The organism is Paraburkholderia guartelaensis (assembly GCF_004353905.1).
Lineage (GTDB): Bacteria > Pseudomonadota > Gammaproteobacteria > Burkholderiales > Burkholderiaceae > Paraburkholderia > Paraburkholderia guartelaensis.
The window spans coordinates 135,307-152,939 of the sequence record NZ_SMOD01000010.1 but is presented as its reverse complement, the minus strand read 5'-3'; the positions used below and the strand labels follow the sequence as shown (position 1 = coordinate 152,939).

16 protein-coding genes and 4 tRNA genes are annotated in these 17,633 nt (G+C 64.9%); 12 read left to right on the top strand and 8 right to left on the bottom strand.

Going from position 1 to position 17,633, the window contains the following annotated elements:
* The first annotated feature begins 129 nt into the window (after positions 1-129).
* From uvrC to E1N52_RS15300, 7 genes are all read left to right on the top strand, one after another.
* Positions 130-2,355, top strand: a complete 2,226-nt coding sequence (gene uvrC / locus E1N52_RS15330; RefSeq protein ID WP_133183588.1) for an excinuclease ABC subunit UvrC — start codon at positions 130-132, stop codon at positions 2,353-2,355.
* A 123-nt stretch (positions 2,356-2,478) separates the two neighbouring features.
* Positions 2,479-3,069 (top strand): CDP-diacylglycerol--glycerol-3-phosphate 3-phosphatidyltransferase, encoded by a 591-nt coding sequence (gene pgsA, locus E1N52_RS15325; RefSeq protein ID WP_042261239.1) that lies wholly within the window; start codon positions 2,479-2,481, stop codon positions 3,067-3,069.
* Positions 3,070-3,256: 187 nt separating this feature from the next.
* Positions 3,257-3,332: transfer RNA gene (locus E1N52_RS15320), tRNA-Gly, on the top strand.
* Between the two features lie 78 nt (positions 3,333-3,410).
* Positions 3,411-3,486, top strand: a tRNA-Gly gene (locus E1N52_RS15315).
* 128 nt (positions 3,487-3,614) lie between these two features.
* Positions 3,615-3,688 (top strand) — tRNA-Cys (locus tag E1N52_RS15310).
* Between the two features lie 123 nt (positions 3,689-3,811).
* Entirely contained in the window at positions 3,812-4,084 is a 273-nt protein-coding gene (locus E1N52_RS15305; RefSeq protein ID WP_133183587.1) for a DUF2164 domain-containing protein, read from the top strand.
* A gap of 86 nt (positions 4,085-4,170) precedes the next feature.
* Entirely contained in the window at positions 4,171-4,659 is a 489-nt protein-coding gene (locus E1N52_RS15300) for a GNAT family N-acetyltransferase (RefSeq protein WP_133183586.1), read from the top strand.
* A gap of 39 nt (positions 4,660-4,698) precedes the next feature.
* On the opposite strand, the gene E1N52_RS15295 is transcribed toward E1N52_RS15300, so the two are convergent.
* The 3 genes from E1N52_RS15295 to E1N52_RS15285 all read right to left on the bottom strand — a co-directional run bounded on the left by E1N52_RS15295 (position 4,699) and on the right by E1N52_RS15285 (position 6,776).
* The gene (locus tag E1N52_RS15295) at positions 4,699-5,583 is read right to left on the bottom strand and encodes a cytochrome c oxidase assembly protein (protein ID WP_133183723.1); all 885 of its coding nucleotides are present in this window, start codon (positions 5,581-5,583) and stop codon (positions 4,699-4,701) included.
* A gap of 89 nt (positions 5,584-5,672) precedes the next feature.
* A complete protein-coding gene (locus E1N52_RS15290) occupies positions 5,673-6,140 on the bottom strand; it encodes a copper chaperone PCu(A)C (protein WP_133183585.1) in 468 nt (155 codons plus the stop codon).
* Positions 6,141-6,206: 66 nt separating this feature from the next.
* On the bottom strand, positions 6,207-6,776 hold the full coding sequence (locus E1N52_RS15285) for an SCO family protein (protein ID WP_246089080.1): 570 nt from the start codon (positions 6,774-6,776) through the stop codon (positions 6,207-6,209).
* Between the two features lie 390 nt (positions 6,777-7,166).
* Here E1N52_RS15285 and otsB point away from each other — a divergent pair, with 390 nt between their 5' ends.
* Both otsB and otsA read left to right on the top strand, forming a co-directional pair.
* The gene (otsB, locus tag E1N52_RS15280; protein ID WP_133183584.1) at positions 7,167-7,919 is read left to right on the top strand and encodes a trehalose-phosphatase; all 753 of its coding nucleotides are present in this window, start codon (positions 7,167-7,169) and stop codon (positions 7,917-7,919) included.
* A 112-nt stretch (positions 7,920-8,031) separates the two neighbouring features.
* The gene (otsA, locus tag E1N52_RS15275) at positions 8,032-9,462 is read left to right on the top strand and encodes an alpha,alpha-trehalose-phosphate synthase (UDP-forming) (protein WP_133183583.1); all 1,431 of its coding nucleotides are present in this window, start codon (positions 8,032-8,034) and stop codon (positions 9,460-9,462) included.
* 85 nt (positions 9,463-9,547) lie between these two features.
* Here the strand turns inward: otsA and E1N52_RS15270 are convergent, their stop codons facing one another.
* A complete protein-coding gene (locus E1N52_RS15270) occupies positions 9,548-11,383 on the bottom strand; it encodes an ABC transporter ATP-binding protein (protein ID WP_133183582.1) in 1,836 nt (611 codons plus the stop codon).
* Between the two features lie 781 nt (positions 11,384-12,164).
* Here E1N52_RS15270 and E1N52_RS15265 point away from each other — a divergent pair.
* The 3 genes from E1N52_RS15265 to E1N52_RS15255 all read left to right on the top strand — a co-directional run bounded on the left by E1N52_RS15265 (position 12,165) and on the right by E1N52_RS15255 (position 15,145).
* Positions 12,165-13,229: a glycosyltransferase family 4 protein gene (locus E1N52_RS15265; RefSeq protein WP_133183581.1), complete on the top strand. Its 1,065-nt coding sequence runs from the start codon at positions 12,165-12,167 to the stop codon at positions 13,227-13,229.
* Between the two features lie 385 nt (positions 13,230-13,614).
* The gene (locus E1N52_RS15260; protein ID WP_133183580.1) at positions 13,615-14,598 is read left to right on the top strand and encodes a hypothetical protein; all 984 of its coding nucleotides are present in this window, start codon (positions 13,615-13,617) and stop codon (positions 14,596-14,598) included.
* A gap of 91 nt (positions 14,599-14,689) precedes the next feature.
* Positions 14,690-15,145 carry a DUF2214 family protein gene (locus E1N52_RS15255; RefSeq protein ID WP_133183579.1) on the top strand — a complete coding sequence of 152 codons (456 nt, stop codon included), beginning with the start codon at positions 14,690-14,692 and terminating at the stop codon, positions 15,143-15,145.
* 219 nt (positions 15,146-15,364) lie between these two features.
* Here E1N52_RS15255 and E1N52_RS15250 read toward each other — a convergent pair.
* From E1N52_RS15250 to E1N52_RS15235, 4 genes are all read right to left on the bottom strand, one after another.
* Positions 15,365-15,439 (bottom strand) — tRNA-Val (locus tag E1N52_RS15250).
* A 49-nt stretch (positions 15,440-15,488) separates the two neighbouring features.
* Entirely contained in the window at positions 15,489-16,235 is a 747-nt protein-coding gene (gene dnaQ, locus E1N52_RS15245; protein WP_133183578.1) for a DNA polymerase III subunit epsilon, read from the bottom strand.
* 58 nt (positions 16,236-16,293) lie between these two features.
* Positions 16,294-16,743, bottom strand: coding sequence for a ribonuclease HI (rnhA, locus tag E1N52_RS15240; RefSeq protein ID WP_133183577.1), 450 nt, complete (start codon positions 16,741-16,743; stop codon positions 16,294-16,296).
* A complete protein-coding gene (locus tag E1N52_RS15235; RefSeq protein ID WP_133183576.1) occupies positions 16,740-17,633 on the bottom strand; it encodes a class I SAM-dependent methyltransferase in 894 nt (297 codons plus the stop codon). Before E1N52_RS15235 ends, rnhA begins: the two co-directional genes overlap by 4 nt.

Below are 17,633 nucleotides of genomic sequence, written 5' to 3'. Positions count from 1 at the left end.
GCGCAGGTTCCGGGCGGCATGGAATGATCTAAACTTGCGATTCTAGGACACAGCCATGAACGCGTCGCGACGGCGGCGCGCTTAGCAACGTCTCACCTCTCTCGACGCACCGCCCGTCCCCGAAACTGGATGACCGACACCGACGTTTTCGACCCGAAAAAGGCGCTCGCGCAGCTGCCGCATCTGCCGGGCGTGTATCGCTACTACGACGCGCAAGGCGCGGTCCTCTACGTCGGCAAGGCGCGCGACCTGAAAAAGCGCGTGTCGAGCTACTTCACCAAGACGCAGCTTTCGCCGCGCATCGCGATGATGGTCACGCGTATCGCGCGCATCGAAACCACGGTCACGCGTTCCGAGGCCGAAGCGCTGCTGCTCGAGAACAATCTCATCAAGGCGCTCACGCCGCGCTACAACATCCTTTTTCGCGACGACAAGTCGTACCCGTTTCTCAAGATCACGGGGCACAAGTTCCCGCGCATGGCGTACTACCGCGGCGCGGTGGACCGCAACAACCAGTACTTCGGGCCGTTTCCGAGCGCTTCGGCGGTGCGCGAGAGCATCCAGATCCTGCAGCGCGTATTCCAGTTGCGCACCTGCGAGGACTCGGTGTTCAACAACCGCACGCGGCCTTGCCTCTTGCATCAGATCGGGCGCTGCACGGCGCCTTGCGTCGCTGCGATCAACGAAGAGGATTACGCGCGCGACGTGAACAACGCATCGCGCTTTTTGCTCGGCCGTCAGAACGAAGTGATGAAGGAGCTGGAGACGAAGATGCACGCGTTCGCCTCCGAGTTGAAGTTCGAGCAGGCGGCGTCCGTGCGCAACCAGATGAGTTCGCTTTCGACCGTGCTGCATCAGCAGGCGATCGAAACGGGCAGCGAGAGCGACGTCGATATTCTTGCCGTGGTGGCGCTGGGCGGCCGCGTCTGCGTGAATCTCGCGATGGTGCGCGGCGGCCGGCATCTGGGTGACAAGGCTTATTTCCCCACGCATGTGGAGCGCGCGCTGACCGACGAGGAGGGCGGCGTCGCGGAGGAAATCGATAGCGAGACCGTGGTCGCTGCGAGCGCGCTGAAGTCGCTGCCAACACTCGCGCGCAAGACGGTGGAGGACTACGTCGAGGAAGCGCAGGCGGACGAAGCACAAGACGATGCGGCGCTCGAAGCGGATCCGCTCGCCATCGCGGCCGAGCTTGCCGGCGATGATGACGACGTGGCAAGCGATGCCGAACCCGCCACGCCCGCGCTCGAGCCGCAAGCGGACTCGAGCAAAAAGCGCGAGATCGGCATCGAATCTGAAGTGCTCGACGCCTTCATCGCGCAGCACTACTTCGGCAACCGCGTGCCGCCCGTGCTGGTAGTGAGCCATCCGCCCGCGAACCGCGAACTCGTGGACGTGCTGAGCGAGCAGGCGGGGCACAAGGTCACGGTGCTGCGTCAGCCGCAAGGTCAAAAGCGCGCATGGCTTGCGATGGCCGAACAGAACGCGCGGCTCGCGCTCGCGCGGCTGCTTTCCGAGCAGGGCTCGCAGCAGGCCCGCACGCGCACGCTCGCGCAACTGCTCGGGCTCGAACTCGACGATCTCGCGCATCTGCGCATCGAGTGCTTCGACATCAGCCACACGATGGGCGAGGCGACGCAGGCCTCATGCGTGGTCTATCACCATCACAAGATGCAGTCGGCCGAGTACCGGCGCTACAACATCACCGGCATCACGCCCGGCGACGACTACGCCGCCATGCGCCAGGTGCTCACGCGGCGTTACGAGAAGATGGTCGCGCAGGCGGCGCGCGCCGAAGCCGGCGAGGCGCCTCCGCCGCCCGTGCCGGCTCCCGATCCCGCCGACCCGAATGCGGAGGCTGAAACCGTGGAGGCCAGCGAGACAGTCGAAGCGCCGACGCCCGGCGGCATGCTGCCCAACATCGTGCTGATCGACGGCGGCAAGGGGCAGGTCGAGATCGCGCGCCAGGTGTTCACCGAACTGGGTCTCGATCCGGCGATGCTGGTAGGCGTGGCGAAGGGCGAGGGCCGCAAGGTCGGCCTCGAAACGCTCGTGTTCGCCGATGGCCGCGCGCCGCTCGAACTCGGCAAGGAGAGCGCCGCACTCATGCTCGTCGCGCAGATCCGCGACGAGGCGCACCGCTTCGCCATCACGGGCATGCGCGCGAAGCGCGGCAAAACGCGTCAGACTTCGCGTCTCGAAGAACTGGAGGGCGTGGGGGCGAAGCGTCGCCAGCGCCTGCTCGCGCGCTTTGGCGGCCTGCGCGGCGTGATGGCGGCGAGCGTCGAGGATCTGGCGAGCGTGGAGGGCATCTCGCACTCGCTCGCCGAGCAGATCTACCAGCAGCTTCACTGATGCGGCGGCTTCGTTGGCCAGGTCCGGCCTGGCCTTTCCTTACGGTTGCTTGTGGCACGTGCGGCGACGCGGCACAATTGCATCTCCCATAATTGCATCTCCCCCGACAGATAGCGCCAGCCGATGCCGTTCAATATTCCGATTCTCCTGACCTGGCTGCGGATCCTGGCGATTCCGCTCGTGGTTGGCGTGTTCTATCTGCCGCAGACGATGCTTTCCCCGATGCAGCAGAACGTGCTGGCGATGCTGCTCTTCGTGCTGGCAGCGCTCACCGACTGGTTCGACGGCTTTCTCGCGCGCAAGTGGAATCAGACCTCGTCGTTCGGCGCATTCCTCGACCCCGTCGCGGACAAGCTGATGGTGACCGCGGCGCTGCTCGTGCTCGTGCACCTGCAGCGGCTCGACGCCGTGATCGCGCTCGTGATCGTTGGACGCGAGATCGCGATCTCGGCGCTGCGAGAGTGGATGGCGCAGATCGGCGCGTCGAAGAGCGTGGCCGTCAATTCGCTCGGCAAGTTCAAGACTGCGTGCCAGATGGTCGCGATTCCCATGCTGCTGTTTTACGCGCCGCTCACGCTCGGCGGCGTGACGCTGTTCGACTCGCGCGTGTGGGGCGCGTGGCTCATCTACGTGGCGGCGTTCCTCACGATCTGGTCGATGCTCTACTACATGAAACTCGCGTGGCCCCAGATCCGCGAACGAGGGAGTTTGTGACCCCTGTGCTGTGAATCCCTTATGTCTTTTTCCAAAAAATCACGCGAAGGGGTTGACACGATTCTGCGGGTTATACATAATCTCACTTCTCCGCTGCACGACGCAGTAGCAAGCAAGCAGATGCGGTGGAGATAGCAGAAGATAAGCTGGAGTTAGTTGAAAATTCGGCGAAATCTGAAGCAAATATGCGGGAGTAGCTCAGTTGGTAGAGCGCAACCTTGCCAAGGTTGAGGTCGCGAGTTCGAGACTCGTCTCCCGCTCCAGATTTTAAGGTGCGGCGTTTTTTCAGCAGGGAAAACGAAGTGCCGAAGCAGTAAAAGTCGCAGTAAAGCAGGACATTTGCGGGAGTAGCTCAGTTGGTAGAGCGCAACCTTGCCAAGGTTGAGGTCGCGAGTTCGAGACTCGTCTCCCGCTCCAAATGCCAAGGGGAAGCAGCGCTTCCCTTTTTGTTTGGCAGGTTTTGATCAGCGTATCAAGCCATCAAACAAATCTGTCCGGTCGTTGCGAGCGCAAGCAGTTTTCCGCACCCCGGTCAGTCCGCTTCTGGCGCGATAGCAAAGCGGTTATGCAGCGGCCTGCAAAGCCGTGTAGGCCGGTTCGACTCCGGCTCGCGCCTCCAGATGCAAAACAAAAGCCACCTTCGGGTGGCTTTTGTTTTTTGCGCCTGCCTTGCTGCGTTTTCGCCACGCGCCGACCCACCTGGCGCAGAATAGCCGCAACCCTTCCTCTGCGGTTTGCCGACATGTCCATCGAACTCCCCGAAGACGCGCGCACCGAAGCGATCGCCTCTATCCAGCGCTATTTCGACGCCAACATGGAAGAGCCGATCGGCAACATCGCGGCGGGCGCGCTGCTGGGCTTCTTTCTCGAAGAGATCGCGCCGGCGGTCTACAACAAGGCCATTGCCGACGCGCAGGAGAGCATGCAGGCGCGCATCGTCGATCTCGACATCGATCTGCACGAGGAGCCGTTCCAGTACTGGCGCAAATACGAGCAACCGCGCCGGCAAAAGTGAGCGCGGCCTGAGTCGCGGGTTTGTGGCGCGCGCGGCGCGCGGCATAATCGTGGTCATTCACGACGCCTTGATGGAAATCACCGACCATGACCGTGCAGTCCACCGCCTTGCCGCTGCCCCAATTCGACTGGCAATGGAAAGCCTTTGATGCGCTCGACGCGCGCGAAGTCTATGCCATGCTCAAACTGCGCTCCGACGCGTTCGTCGTCGAGCAGAACTGCGTGTATGGCGATATCGACGGTCTCGACTTCGACGCGTGGCATCTGTTCGCGTGGAGCGAGCAGGGCGGCGCGCGAGAGCTTGCGGGTTATTTGCGCGTGCTGCTTCCCGATGCGCAGGACGCCGACGTGCGCATCGGCCGCGTCGTGACGTCGCAAAACCACCGCGGCATCAAGCTCGGCAATGCGCTGCTCGAACGCGCCATCGCGCAGATCGAGCGCCAATGGCCGGATGTCGCGATGCGTCTGCATGCCCAGGCGCATCTGCAGAAGTTCTACGGTGCGTTCGGCTTCTCACCCGTTGGCGAGATTCATGACGAGGACGGCATTCCTCACGTATGGATGCGCTCGGCTTGATGTGACGGTTGTCCCATGTTCCGCCGGCACCCGCGTGCTTTACGTACGCAGGGTGCGCCCTTCCTTCTGGCGCTCGCCGTCCACCGGACGCATGCCGGGGCTCCGGTCCCGCTGCAAACGTCCGCGTGCGGATAGCCGCATCCAGTGACGCAGCGCGACCAGTGCGCCGACCACGCTCATCATCGACCCCGGAATCCACAGCAACAGCCCGCCGATCTGCTGATCGCGCATCGGCGAGAGCCAGGTGAACGCGCGGCCGCAGATCGAATAGACAGGGTAAAGCTCGCGCGGCGTGAAGAAGATGAACGCGCCGAGCACGATCTGCGGCGGAATCGCTGCGATCACGACAAGGACACGCTTGCCCGGCGAGAGGCGCGCGGGCGGCGCGGGGCGCGAGTCGAGCACGAGCCACCAGAACAACAGCCCGTCGATCACCATGCTCCAGTTCATGACGCGATAGAGACGCCAGTCGAGCATCGCGATGAAGTGGATTGGCGAAAAGAGCCAGAAGTAGATGAGCCCGACGAAGAGCCCGACCGCGACGACGGGATGCATGACGATGTCGAGCGCCACGCGCACAGGCGGCGCGGCGAGCGCGGGGCGCACGAAGCGCTGCCGCCACTTGAATGGAATGCCCGCGCGCAGCGCCGCGCCCGGGTAGGCGAGCGCGATGAAGAACGGCCCCAGGTGGTGCAGCACCAGGTGCTGCGCGCGATGCATGAAGAACTCGTGCTCGAAGTAGTAGTCGAGACGCGTATGCAGCACGACATAGAGCGCGCCAAGCCCGAACCAGAACGAGATCTGGCGTGCGAGCGACACCCGCGCGTGCCGCTTGCCGCGCACGAACAGCACCGCCGCGAGCAGGGTGCTGATCATCACGGTCGGCGAGGGCTCCCAGGGCTGGAGCCAGTAGAGCAGGGTCATCGCGAGCATGGCAGCGGCCTCATCGCGGATTCAACATGCTTGCGCGCGCAACCAGTCTTGAATGCGCGCGCGGTGGCGTGACTGCGGCCTCACTGCCCCGAGGGCGGCTTGACTGCGAACGGCGTGTCGAGCGTTTCGCCGTCCGAGAACTGCAGCTTCACGTTCACCGTGTCGCCCGGCGCGACCTTGTGCTTCGCCTTCTCCAGCATCAGGTGGTAGCCGCCTGGTGCGATGGCGAGCGTGCCGTGCGCGGGCACCGTCGCCTTGTGCACCATGATCATCTTCTGCGTCGAGCCATTCGAGACTGTCTGATGCAGCATGACCATGCCGTAAGCGTCGCTCGATACACCTATGAGGTCGACCGGCTGGTCGCCATCGTTCTTGAGCGTCACGTAGCCCGCGGCCGGCAGGTCGTTGGGCAGCCAGCGCACCCATGCGTCCTGCGCGCTCAGCGCGCCGGCAGCGGCGTGTGCGGCGGGTGCGAAGGCGGCGAGCGCACCGAAGGTGCTCAGCGCGCAGCCGAGCGAGACGGTGAGTGACTTGAGGTTCTTCGTCATAACGTTTCCTGTTGCGATTGCGGTTGCATCAAAACCCGATGATTGGACCGGCGAGGCCGCACGCGTTCACGCCGTGTCGTTTATGACGCGGCGCAGGTCATGCGCGATCGCGTCCGGTGAGTCGTGGTCGGTGGCGAGCAGGCGCGCATGGCCTTGCGCGTCGAACACATAGACGGCCGAGCTGTGCGTGACTTCGTAGCTGCCGTCGGGATCGCGCTTTTCCATCTGGTAGGCCACGCGGTAGCGGCGCGCGAGCGACTCGATCTGCGCGTCGGTGCCGGTCAGGCCGCGCGCATGCTGGGCGTCGAACGCGTCGACGTAGGCGTGCAGTGCCTGCGGCGTGTCGCGCGCCGGATCGACGCTGATGAAGAGTATCCGCACTTTGCCGGCATCGGGGCCGAGCTTCGCTATAACCTGCATCAGGCGCGCCATGGTTTCCGGGCAGACGTCAGGGCAATGCGTGTAGCCGAAGTAGACGAGCGTCGTGCGTCCGCGATAACTGTCGCCTGTCACGGGTTGGCCGTTATCGGCCGTGAGCGCGAAGTCGAGGTCGGGCAGATGGCCGCTCACATTCGTGAGTTGCCACGGCTCGCCCGGGTGCGAGCACGCCACGAGCAGTGCCGCGCCAGCCACCATCGCCGCGTGCCGCAGGCTGCGCATGCCGCCGCGAGGGCGGCCGCTCAGGCGGGCGCGGAACGTGCGCAGCGTGGGCTCGAAGGTGGGGAACAAAGGCAATCTCGTCGACTCGATTGGATTACGTTGGCCGTGCTCGCTCAGGCGACCAGGCTCGGCTTGTCGCTGCGACTGTAGCAAAATTGGGTCCGCGCGGTCGCGAATGGCCCAGTCGCGGGGATCGCTCGCGGCGATATGCCGCAATCGCGGATTCAAGCCCGGAAATGCCTGCACAGGCGGTCAGCCCCTTACTTTCTCGATAATCGATCCAAGGCGCGGTAAGATTCGCACACTTTCCCTGGGCGCAGCCCGGGGCCATACCCGGCCAACCGGCCGACGGGTGAAACGAACGCAATGCAAGCACTTCCGGCAGTCCTGCCGCCTGAACAGACGGCATTTTTCTTCGATTTCGACGGCACGCTCGTCGATCTCGCGCCCACGCCCGATGGCGTGCTCGTGCGTCCCGACATGCTCGCGCTGTTGCACGAGTTGCGCCGCGCGACGCACGGCGCGGTGGCGATCGTGTCCGGGCGCGGCATCGAGAGCATCGACGGCTTTCTCGGCATGCCCGATCTGCCCGTAGCCGGCCTGCACGGCGCCGAGCGGCGCGACGCCAACGGCGACACGCAGCGTGTCGGCTTCAACGACCAGCGCTTGCTGCACATGGAGCAGGTGCTCGCGGAAGTGGTGCGCACGCATGCTGGCATGCTGCTCGAGATCAAGGGCGCGTCGCTCGCGCTGCACTACCGCAACGCGCCCGAGCGAGAAGCCGAAGCGCGCGCCGCGACCGAGCGCCTCGCCGCCGATTACGCCGACGCCTACGTGCTGCAGCCCGGCAAGATGGTCTACGAAATCAAGCCAAAGGATGTCGACAAGGGCCGCGCGCTGCGCGCATTCCTCGACGAGCCGCCGTTCGCGGGCCGCAGCCCTGTGTTCGCCGGCGACGACCTGACCGATGAGAAGGGCTTCGCCGTCGTCAACGCGCTGGGTGGGCTGTCGATCAAGGTCGGCGGCGGCGACTCCATCGCGCAGACGCGTGTCGACTCGGTCGACGCGCTGATCGGCTGGCTCGCATCGCTCGTCGCGGCCATGCCGGGCGCCCGATGACCGCACGCATGCCTCACTTCATCACCCACATAGACTGTCTGACCTGGCCGAGCCGAAGCCCCGCCTCGCGCGCGCCACGCCTTCCCGATTTCCTGCACGGACCCCGCCCCTCATGAGCCGATTGATCATCGTGTCGAACCGCGTCGCGCCGATTTCCGAAGGCGGTCCGGCCGCGGGCGGCCTCGCGGTGGGCGTGTACGACGCGCTCAAGGAAACCGGCGGCATGTGGTTCGGCTGGAGCGGGGACGTGCTCACCTCCGGCCAGCCGCAGATCGCCCTCGAAGAGCGCGGGCCCGTGACCTTCGCCACCATCGGCCTGTTGCGGCGCGACTACGACCAGTACTACCGCGGCTTCTCGAACGCGACGCTCTGGCCCGCGTTCCACTACCGCGCCGATCTCGTCCAGTACGACCGCCATGAGTACGAGGGCTATAGCCGCGTGAACGCGTGGCTCGCGCAGCAGCTCGTGCCGCTGCTGCGCGAAGACGACGTGATCTGGGTCCACGACTATCACCTCATTCCGTTCGCCCAGGCGCTGCGCGCGGCGGGCGTGAAGAATCGTATCGGCTTCTTCCTGCACATTCCGTTTCCGGCCTCGCAGGTGTTGCTGGCGGTGCCGCCGCATCGCGAGCTGGTTGAGGCGCTGTGCGCGTTCGACCTGCTCGGCTTCCAGACCAAACCCGATCTGCGCGCCTTCTGCGACTACATCGTGAACGAGGCGGGGGGCACGACGGCGATGCAGCCGGACGGCCTCACGCGCATCGAGGCCTTCGGGCAGACGCTCTGCGCGGGCGATTACCCGATCGGCGTCTATCCCGACGAGATCGCGGAACTCGCGAAGGCCGGCGAGCGCGGCAAGCCGGTGCGCACGCTCAAGTCCACGCTGCACGGGCGCAAGGTCATCATGAGCGTGGACCGGCTCGACTACTCGAAAGGGCTCGTGGAGCGGTTTCGCGCTTTCGAACGCCTGCTCGACCACGCGCCGGCGCAGCGCAACAAGGTCTCGTTCGTGCAGATCGCGCCGCCCACGCGCGCCGACCTGCATGCCTATCAGGACATCCGGCTGCGCCTCGAAGCGGAGTCGGGCCGCATCAACGGCCGTTACGCGGAACTCGACTGGACGCCGATCTGGTACATCCACCGCCAGTACGAGCGGGCGGTGCTGGCCGCGCTGTTCCGGGCGTCGAATGTCGGCTACGTCACGCCGCTGCGCGACGGTATGAACCTCGTCGCCAAGGAATATGTGTCGGCGCAGGATCCCGAGGATCCGGGCGTGCTCGTGCTCTCGCGTTTCGCCGGCGCGGCGCAGGAGCTGTCGGGCGCGCTGATCGTCAATCCGCTCGATATCGACGGCATGGCCGATGCGCTCGGCACCGCGCTTGCGATGCCGCTTGCCGAGCGCCTCGCGCGCTATCAGGACATGATGGCCCAGTTGCGCGAGAACAATGTCTCGGTCTGGCGCGACCGCTTCATGCGCGATCTCGGCCGGGTCAGCGTGCGGCAAGGGGTGAACCTGCCGCCGCTCGAGCGCGCGCAGGGCTGAGCACTCGCGCCTCGTACCCACGCGAGAGCAAAAAAAAGCCGCTTCAGTCGATGGACTGAAGCGGCTTTTTTGCGCCTGGACGGTGTCAGGCCACGTGCTTTTCGTCGGCCTTCTTGCTGCCCAGATGCAGCGTGGACTGCTTGCCGTACTGCTTGGCGAGGAGGTCGCGGTAGAGGCCCGGACGGTTGCGCAGTTCTTCGGGGCTGCCGTCGTCGATTACCTTTCCCGTGCTCATCACGATGATGCGGTCGAAGTTGTTGAGCGTGGAGAGGCGGTGCGCGATCGCGATCACCGTGCGGCCCACCATCAGCCGGTCGAGCGCCTGCTGGATCGCCTCTTCGGACGCGCTGTCGAGCGCCGAGGTGGCTTCGTCGAGCAGCAGGATCGGCGAATTCTTGAGAATGGCGCGCGCGATCGCAATGCGCTGGCGCTGGCCGCCCGACAGCTTCACGCCACGGTCGCCGACGATCGTGTCGTAACCCTCGGGCATCGCCTCGATGAATTCGGCGCAGCGCGCCTCGCGGGCCGCGGCGAGCACTTCCTCGCGGCTCGCCTCGGGGCGGCCGTAGGCGATGTTTTCGTAGATCGAGCGGTGCAGCAGCGAAATGTCCTGCGGCACGAGCGCAATGGCGTGGCGCAGGGTGTCCTGGGTGACGTGCGCGATGTCCTGGCCGTCGATCTTGATGGCGCCGCCCTGGGTCTCGTAGAAGTGCTGGAGCAGCGCGAGCACCGTGGTCTTGCCCGCGCCCGATTTGCCGATCAGCCCCACGCGCTGACCGGCCTCGATGCGCAGGTCGAAATGGTCGAGGATCGGCTTGCGGTGCGGATACGCGAAGGTCACGCCCTCGAAATCGACGCGGCCGCCCTGGGCCACGAGCTCCTTGGCGTCGTCGCGGTCGGGCATGCCGTGCGGCTCGAGCAGCGTCTGCACGGCCTCGGCGAGGCGTGCCACGTGCTGGGTCACGTCCACGAGCGCCACAGCCAGATCGCGCGTGCCGTGCAGGATCGTGAAGCCGAGCGAGCTGACCAGCACGATGTCGCCCGACGTCGCCTTGCCCTGATCCCAGAGCCACAGCGCCCAGCCGAGCAGGCCGGCGGACAGCATCGCCGTGATCACGGCGTGCAGCAGACGCAGCTTTTCGAGGTAGAGCAGGCTCGAGCGGCGCGCGTCGAGTTCGGCCTTGACGGTCGAGCCGAAGCGCTTTTGCTCGCGGAACGTCATGCCGAAGGCACGCACGAGCGCCATGTTGCCGATCACGTCGACGAGTTCGCCATCCACCGCGGCCGCTTTCGAGGCGAAGGTGTGGTGGCGCGACGAGCCGCGCCCGGCCAGCTTGAAGAGGATCACCGAAAGGATCGCCGAGCAGAGCAGGAGGCCCGCCGCCATCAGCGGGTTCACGGCGATGATCATGACGATCGCGCCGGCCACGGCGATACAGGGCGGCAGCACGTTCCAGGCGGTGGTGTTCTCGGCCGTGTAGACGGCGTTCGATGTCGCGGTGATACGGCTGGCGAGCGTGCCGGGCTGCTTTTCGGCGTAGTAAGTGGGCGAGTGTCCGCTCAGGTACTGAAAGAGGTCGCGCCGCAGGTCGCCCGTCACGGCGACGAAGGTGTGCGCCGCGAACCAGCCGCCGACCCGCCAGAGCAGGTTGTCGGCGGCGATCAGGCCGACGAGGATGGCGAACGCGGTCCACAACGGGCCCGGATGATGGCGTCCCGCTCCGAGCACGTCGATCAGATGCTTGATGGCGTACTGCGACGCAAGCGCGCAGCCGACGGCCGCGAACACGCTGGCGAGCACGACAGAATGGGCGAACGGATGGCGCTTGATGTAGCGGAAAAGGAACGCGAGCGGGCGCCGCGCATAGCTCGCGAGCTTTGCGTTGTGGGCGTTACGCTGAGCGGTGGTCAGATGTTCCAATTGATCGGGTGGTCGGTCTGACGGAATTTCGTCCGTGCAAGTTCAAAGGAAGATAGCGGGCGCTGAGGCGACGAAGGGCTTCGGGCGCGCGGCAACGAAGGCGGACTTACCGCATTGTAAACACCCCATGCGCCTCGCGCACCGCCTGTGCCCGGCGGACGCGCATCATATCGCGACACGATAGCGCGGGATACAGATTGGGGACACGTTGTTGCAGCGGAGGTTCAACAGGAATCGTGGACCGTTTTAGAGATAGGTGTTTTAGAGATAGAATTACGGATTGCATTCGGAAAAGCGGTGTGCTTGCTCGCAAGACGCTGTCCGCCGGTTGCGAACCAGGAAACGAACAGGATCGATCAATGCGCACAAGGGCCGCGACAATCGCGCGCAGTTGTTTCCCGCAGCGCAGCACCCAATCTAGAACTCTCTTGGAAAACAATGGGTTGCGGAGTGTTTCCGGTTTGTAACAACCTAAAGACTTTGAAATGATCTAGCCGGTATTTACCCTGGACCGGGATAATGCCGACTCGGACAGCGTAGGGAATTTGACAGCTTTTGTGTCAACGGCCGCGAACCCTGCGCGTTTACCGCCTGAACCGCCGCGTGTGCGCTCTCTTGCCGCTTCACAACTGCGTCGGGTCTGTGTCCGGATTTCCCGGCGCGGTTAGCGGTACGGAACGCCTGTAAGGCGCGTGGCGACAAGGAAGCCGCAGCCTGCATAGGTCGATTGTCAAATTTGCAGTCTATTGCCCGATTTATTACGAGGAAGGAGTTCACCACTATGCGAATCGCTCAAATCGCTCCGTTGCACGAGGCGGTTCCTCCCAAGCTGTACGGCGGCACGGAACGGGTGGTCTCCTACCTGACCGAAGCGCTGGTCGAACAGGGCCACGATGTCACGCTGTTCGCCAGCGGCGATTCGATCACCTCGGCAAAGCTCGAAGCGTTCTGGCCGCAGGCGCTGCGCCTCGACCCCACGATTCGCGACGTGATGGCTCCGCACATGCTGCTGCTCGAAGAAGTTCGCCGCCGCGCGGACGAGTTCGACGTCCTGCATTTCCACATCGACTACTACCCGTTCTCGCTGTTCCAGCGCCAGCCGGTGCCGTTCGTCACGACCATGCACGGCCGTCTGGACCTGCCGGAACTGCAGCCCGTGTTCACCGCGTTCAGCGATGTGCCCGTGGTGTCGATCTCGGACAACCAGCGTATTCCGCTGCAGCAAGCCAACTGGCAGCAGACCGTGTACCACGGCCTGCCGGAAGACGTGCTCACGCCGATCCCGAACGTCGAACCCGGCTACCTCGCATTCCTCGGCCGCGTTTCGCCGGAGAAGGGTCTTGACCGCGCGATCCGCATCGCCGGCCAGGCTGGCATGAAGCTCAAGGTCGCCGCCAAGATCGACAAGGCCGACCGCGCCTACTACGAAGAAGTCATCAAGCCGCTGATGGCGTTGCCGCATGTCGAGTACATCGGCGAAATCGGCGAGCACGAAAAGCGCGAGTTCCTCGGCAATGCGCACGCCCTGGTGTTCCCGATCGACTGGCCGGAGCCTTTCGGCCTCGTGATGATCGAAGCCATGGCCTGCGGTACGCCGGTCATCGCGTTCAAGCGCGGCTCGGTGCCGGAAGTCATCGAGAACGGCGTGTCGGGCTTCGTTGTGGAAGACGAAATCAGCGCAGTCGCGGCGGTCAAGCGCCTGTCGACGCTGCCGCGCGAGAAGGTGCGCGCCGCGTTCGAAGCACGCTTCTCGTCGAAGGTGATGGCACGTAACTACGTGGCCGTGTACGAAGAACTGCTGCGCCAGAAGCATCGCACCGTGCTGCGCGAAGTCAACGCCGGCTAAGCTACGTACTGAAGCCGGACGCGCTGCGGCGCGCCCGGTTTGCCCGCTGTTCCCCAACGCCCCGGTGCCGTGCACCGGGGCGTTGTCACATTCGCTGCGCGAGCGAGTGAGGCGCACGCTTAATGTCCCTATAATGGCCGTGCCGTAAAATCCGCGGCGCCCACGAAAGCGTGCTTTGCATGGGACCCGAGTTACGCGCTGAAGCGCGAACTCTGGGCGACAGCTTTGCATGGGAACGGAGTAAGACGCTAAAGCGTCAACTCCGGTCGACAGCTTTGCGTGGGAACGGAGTAAGACGCTAAAGCGTCAACTCCGGTCGACAGCTATGCATGGGACCAGAGTAAGACGCTAAAGCGTCAACTCTGGTCGACAGAGGAGAAGACCCTTGGCCAGAACCCGACCGACGCCCACGGCCACCGTACCCGGTGCCGGGACGCTTTTCGCGCTGCGCGCGATCGGGCTCGTGATCCTCGCGCGCTGGCTGCACTCCATGGCGCAAATGAATTTCCTCGCCGCGCTGGAAGGCATGGCGTCTTCGCCGGCGGCGAGCCTGAATCTCGTCTTCCTGTTTCTGCTGATCGTGCTGCCGGGCGCCAAGGCGCGCGTCGAGCGGCCGTTTCACCCGCTGCCGCAGTGGCTGCGTCAGGCGCTGCGCTTTTTCGGCCTGCTCGGCTTTCTCTTCGCGATCGGCTCGATCGGCGTGTTCGTGTGGACCGCCGGCTGGCGGCGTACCTTCCACGCCGTGGCCGATACCAACGGCTGGCTCGTTGCCGCGCCCGCGCTCTATGCCGCCGTGGTCTGGATCTGCCGGCCGCGCGCGCTCTGGCGCAGCAACTTCGCGGCGCGGCGCTTCGCGATCGGGCGTTTCGCCGTTTCGATCGATGCCGCGACGCGCACGACGGTCGTCTGGCAGGAGAGCCGCAAGGTCGGCCAGTACGATGCCCGCGAGCTGTCGGTGCGCTGGCTCTCCGGTGCGCCGCAGGGCGGGGCAGTTGCGTCCGCACCCGCGCTCTTGCCGGCGCCGGTGCAGAACGACGATCCTGCGCCAGCGGCAGGCGTTGCCGAACCGGTTGCTGCTTCGGATTCCGCTTCGGATTCCGCGCATGCTGTGGATTCCACTGCAGCGCCAGTAGCCGGCCAGTCTGCGGTCACGCCTGAGCCGGGCGCGGCCGCTGCGCAGCGGGCGGCATCGGCACGCTCGACCGCGGCGCCTGCGGGCAAGCCCGCGCGCCGCCCAAAGATTGAATTGCTCTGGGATTCGCCGGCTGCGGCGGGCCACAACCGTCAGACTGTGTTTCGAGTGGGGCTTGCTTCCGAAGGCGACCGCACGGCTGCACGCGCCCTCGACACCGCGCTGAAGCAGGCCTGACGACCCGCTGCCCGGCCGCGTTGCACCACGTCCACGCTTGAGCCGCTTTACCATTGCTTGCCGTTCCTGTCGCCCACTCGAAGGAGTCGCAATGCTGATACGCTGGTTGCTCGCCGCGGTTCATCTGCTCGCCTTCGGCTTTGCGCTCGCTTCGATCCTGCGGCGCACGCGCGGCCTGCGCCGCTGCACGTCCACCGAAGACCTGCCGATGATCTTCAGCGCAGACAACGGCTGGGGCGGCTCCGCGGTCGTCCTGATCGTGACTGGCGCGATGCGGGCGTTCGGCGGTTTTGAGAAGGGTGCTGATTACTACATCCACGAACCGCTCTTTCTTGTGAAGATGGGCGCACTCGTGCTGATCCTTCTGCTCGAAATCGCACCCATGATGGCGCTGCTGCGCTGGCGCCTCGCCGTGCGGCGCGGCGATGTGCCGGATCTTACCGGCGCGCCGAAATACGCACGCATCGGCAGGTTGCAGACGCTGCTGGTCGTCGTGATGGTGATCGCGGCCACGGGCATGGCGCGTGGCATCGGTGTCGACACCTGAGCATCTCGGGGTTACCTGCGCTAGCTATCGTCTTCGGTTATTTGGTTCGGATTGCTTACAGTGGAGCGACGGCGCCAGCCACGACTTTGGCTGCCAAGCACAACGCCAGAAGTGACGGGATGCTTCACGCAAAACCGAAGCCCAAAGCAAAAGGCCTCGTTGCTTTCGCAACGAGGCCTTTTATTCTTCGGTGTTTGTCGTTACCAACACCAGGAATTCTGGTGGGTAGTACTGGGATCGAACCAGTGACCCCTGCCGTGTGAAGGCAGTGCTCTACCGCTGAGCTAACCACCCGAAGAAATTGAGATTATGCCGGGCGTTTCGGATCTTGTAAAGCCCTTTCTTAAGCATTTTGCGCATCGGCCGCATTGGCTTCGGCGGCAGCCGGCTCGGTGCGCCAAACCGACGTCCCCTTGATCGCCTTGTCGAGTCCGTCGAGCACGGCGTTGTGTTCGGCGACTTCTTCGTCGCTCGCCATGATGACCGGCAGATCGATCGACTCGAACTGCGCGCGCGGCGCGGCGGCCGCGCCGGGAGCGGCGTGCTCGCCGAGCATGTCGATGACGAGGCTTTCCTGGCCGCGCGTCATCGCCAGGTACACCTCCGCGAGCAGCTCCGAGTCGAGCAGCGCGCCGTGCAGCGTGCGGTGTGCGTTGCTGATGCCGAAACGATCGCACAGGGCGTCGAGCGAATTGCGCTTGCCCGGGAAAATCTGCTTGGCCTGCACGAGCGTGTCGATCACCTCGCCGCAGTGCTCCTTGAACCCCGGCTTGCCGAGCAGGCCAAGTTCGGCGTCGAGAAAGCCGATGTCGAACGGCGCGTTGTGAATGATGATGTCCGCGTCGCGAATGAAGTCGAGGATCTCGTCCGCGACTTCGGCGAACTTCGGCTTGTCGGAGAGGAACTCGGTCGTGAGGCCGTGCACGGCGAGTGCTCCCGGATCGCTGTCACGCTCCGGGTTCACGTAGAAGTGCAGGTTGTTGCCCGTGAGCCGGCGGTTCACCAGCTCGACGCAGCCGATTTCGATGATGCGGTCGCCCGTGCGGGCGTTCAGGCCGGTGGTTTCGGTATCGAGAATGATCTGGCGCATGTCTTGTAAAGCGTGAAAGCGTGGGGCAGCCGCGAAGCGGTCCTGGAAAGACGCGGTCTCAGAGTTCGGCGAGCGTGGCGACGCCGCGGTTCGCGAGCGCGTCGGCGCGCTCGTTCTCGGGGTGGCCGGCGTGACCCTTCACCCAGCGCCACTCGATCTCGTGCTGGGCGACGAGCGAGTCCAGACGCTTCCAGAGATCGTCGTTCTTGACCGGCGTTTTGGCGGCCGTCATCCAGTTCTTCTTCTTCCAGCCGTGAATCCACTCGCTGATGCCTTTTTGCACGTACTGCGAGTCGGTGTGCACGATGACCTTGCACGGGCGCTTGAGTGCCTCGAGCGCGGCGATCACGCCCATCAGTTCCATGCGGTTGTTGGTGGTGCCGGCCTCACCGCCGAACAGTTCCTTTTCCTGCGTCCCGAAGCGCAGCAGCGCGCCCCAGCCACCGGGGCCCGGGTTGCCCTTGCAGGCGCCGTCCGTGAAGATTTCGACGAAGTCGGGTGTGCTCATGAGTCCTTGTTGCGTGTTGGGGAAGGGGTGGTTGCCGCGGGCTTCAGGCTCGCGGCCAGCACCGGCTTCTTGACCTTCAGTGGGCCGACGAGGCGCATGCCACGCACGCGCTTGATCGCCGTCACCATATAGATAGCGCCGAAAATCGGCCACCAGCGGTCGCCCGCGGCTTCCATGAAGCCGTAGCGGCCGAGCCACTGGTCGGTTGCGAGCGGCGGACGATAGCAGCCGAAGCGCCCGCGTTCAAGCTCGAAGCCAAGCAGCTTGATCCAGTCTTTCAGGCGCGTGAAGGCGATCAGGTCCTGGCGCGCGGGCAGGAACGGATGGCCGGTCAGCTTGCCGACCGACTGGCGCGCACCCCACAGCGAAAGCGAGTTGAACCCGACGATCAGCAGTTGCCCTTCGGGCATCAGCACACGTTCGGCTTCGCGCAGCAGACGGTGCGGGTCGCTCGTGAATTCGAGCGTGTGCGGCATCACGATGAGATCGACGCTCTGCGCCTCGAACGGCAAATCGAGATAGTCGCACCAGACGGTGCTGCGGCCCGCGGGCGCGTGAAGCGACGAACCGCCGTCCGCAGCCTGGGGGCGGTCTTGCCTTGCGCCGTCCGCGCCGGGCAAGGTTTGCCCGCCGTTCGGGTGCGCGTGGGCCGGTGCGCCGGGTACGGAGTAGGGGGCGCTTGCGGCGCTGGCGGCGTCGAGCACGAGGCCGCGGCACGACATACGGTTCTCGCGCAGGGCGTCGAGCTGCGGCAGGCCGAGCTGCAGCGCATGGTAGCCGAATATGTTCGATACCACGCGGTCGAGCTGCTCCTGCTCCCAGCCGAGCACATACCTGCCAGCGGGCGAGGCGGTCCAGGCGGGCCAGTCTATAATCAATCGGTCAGACAT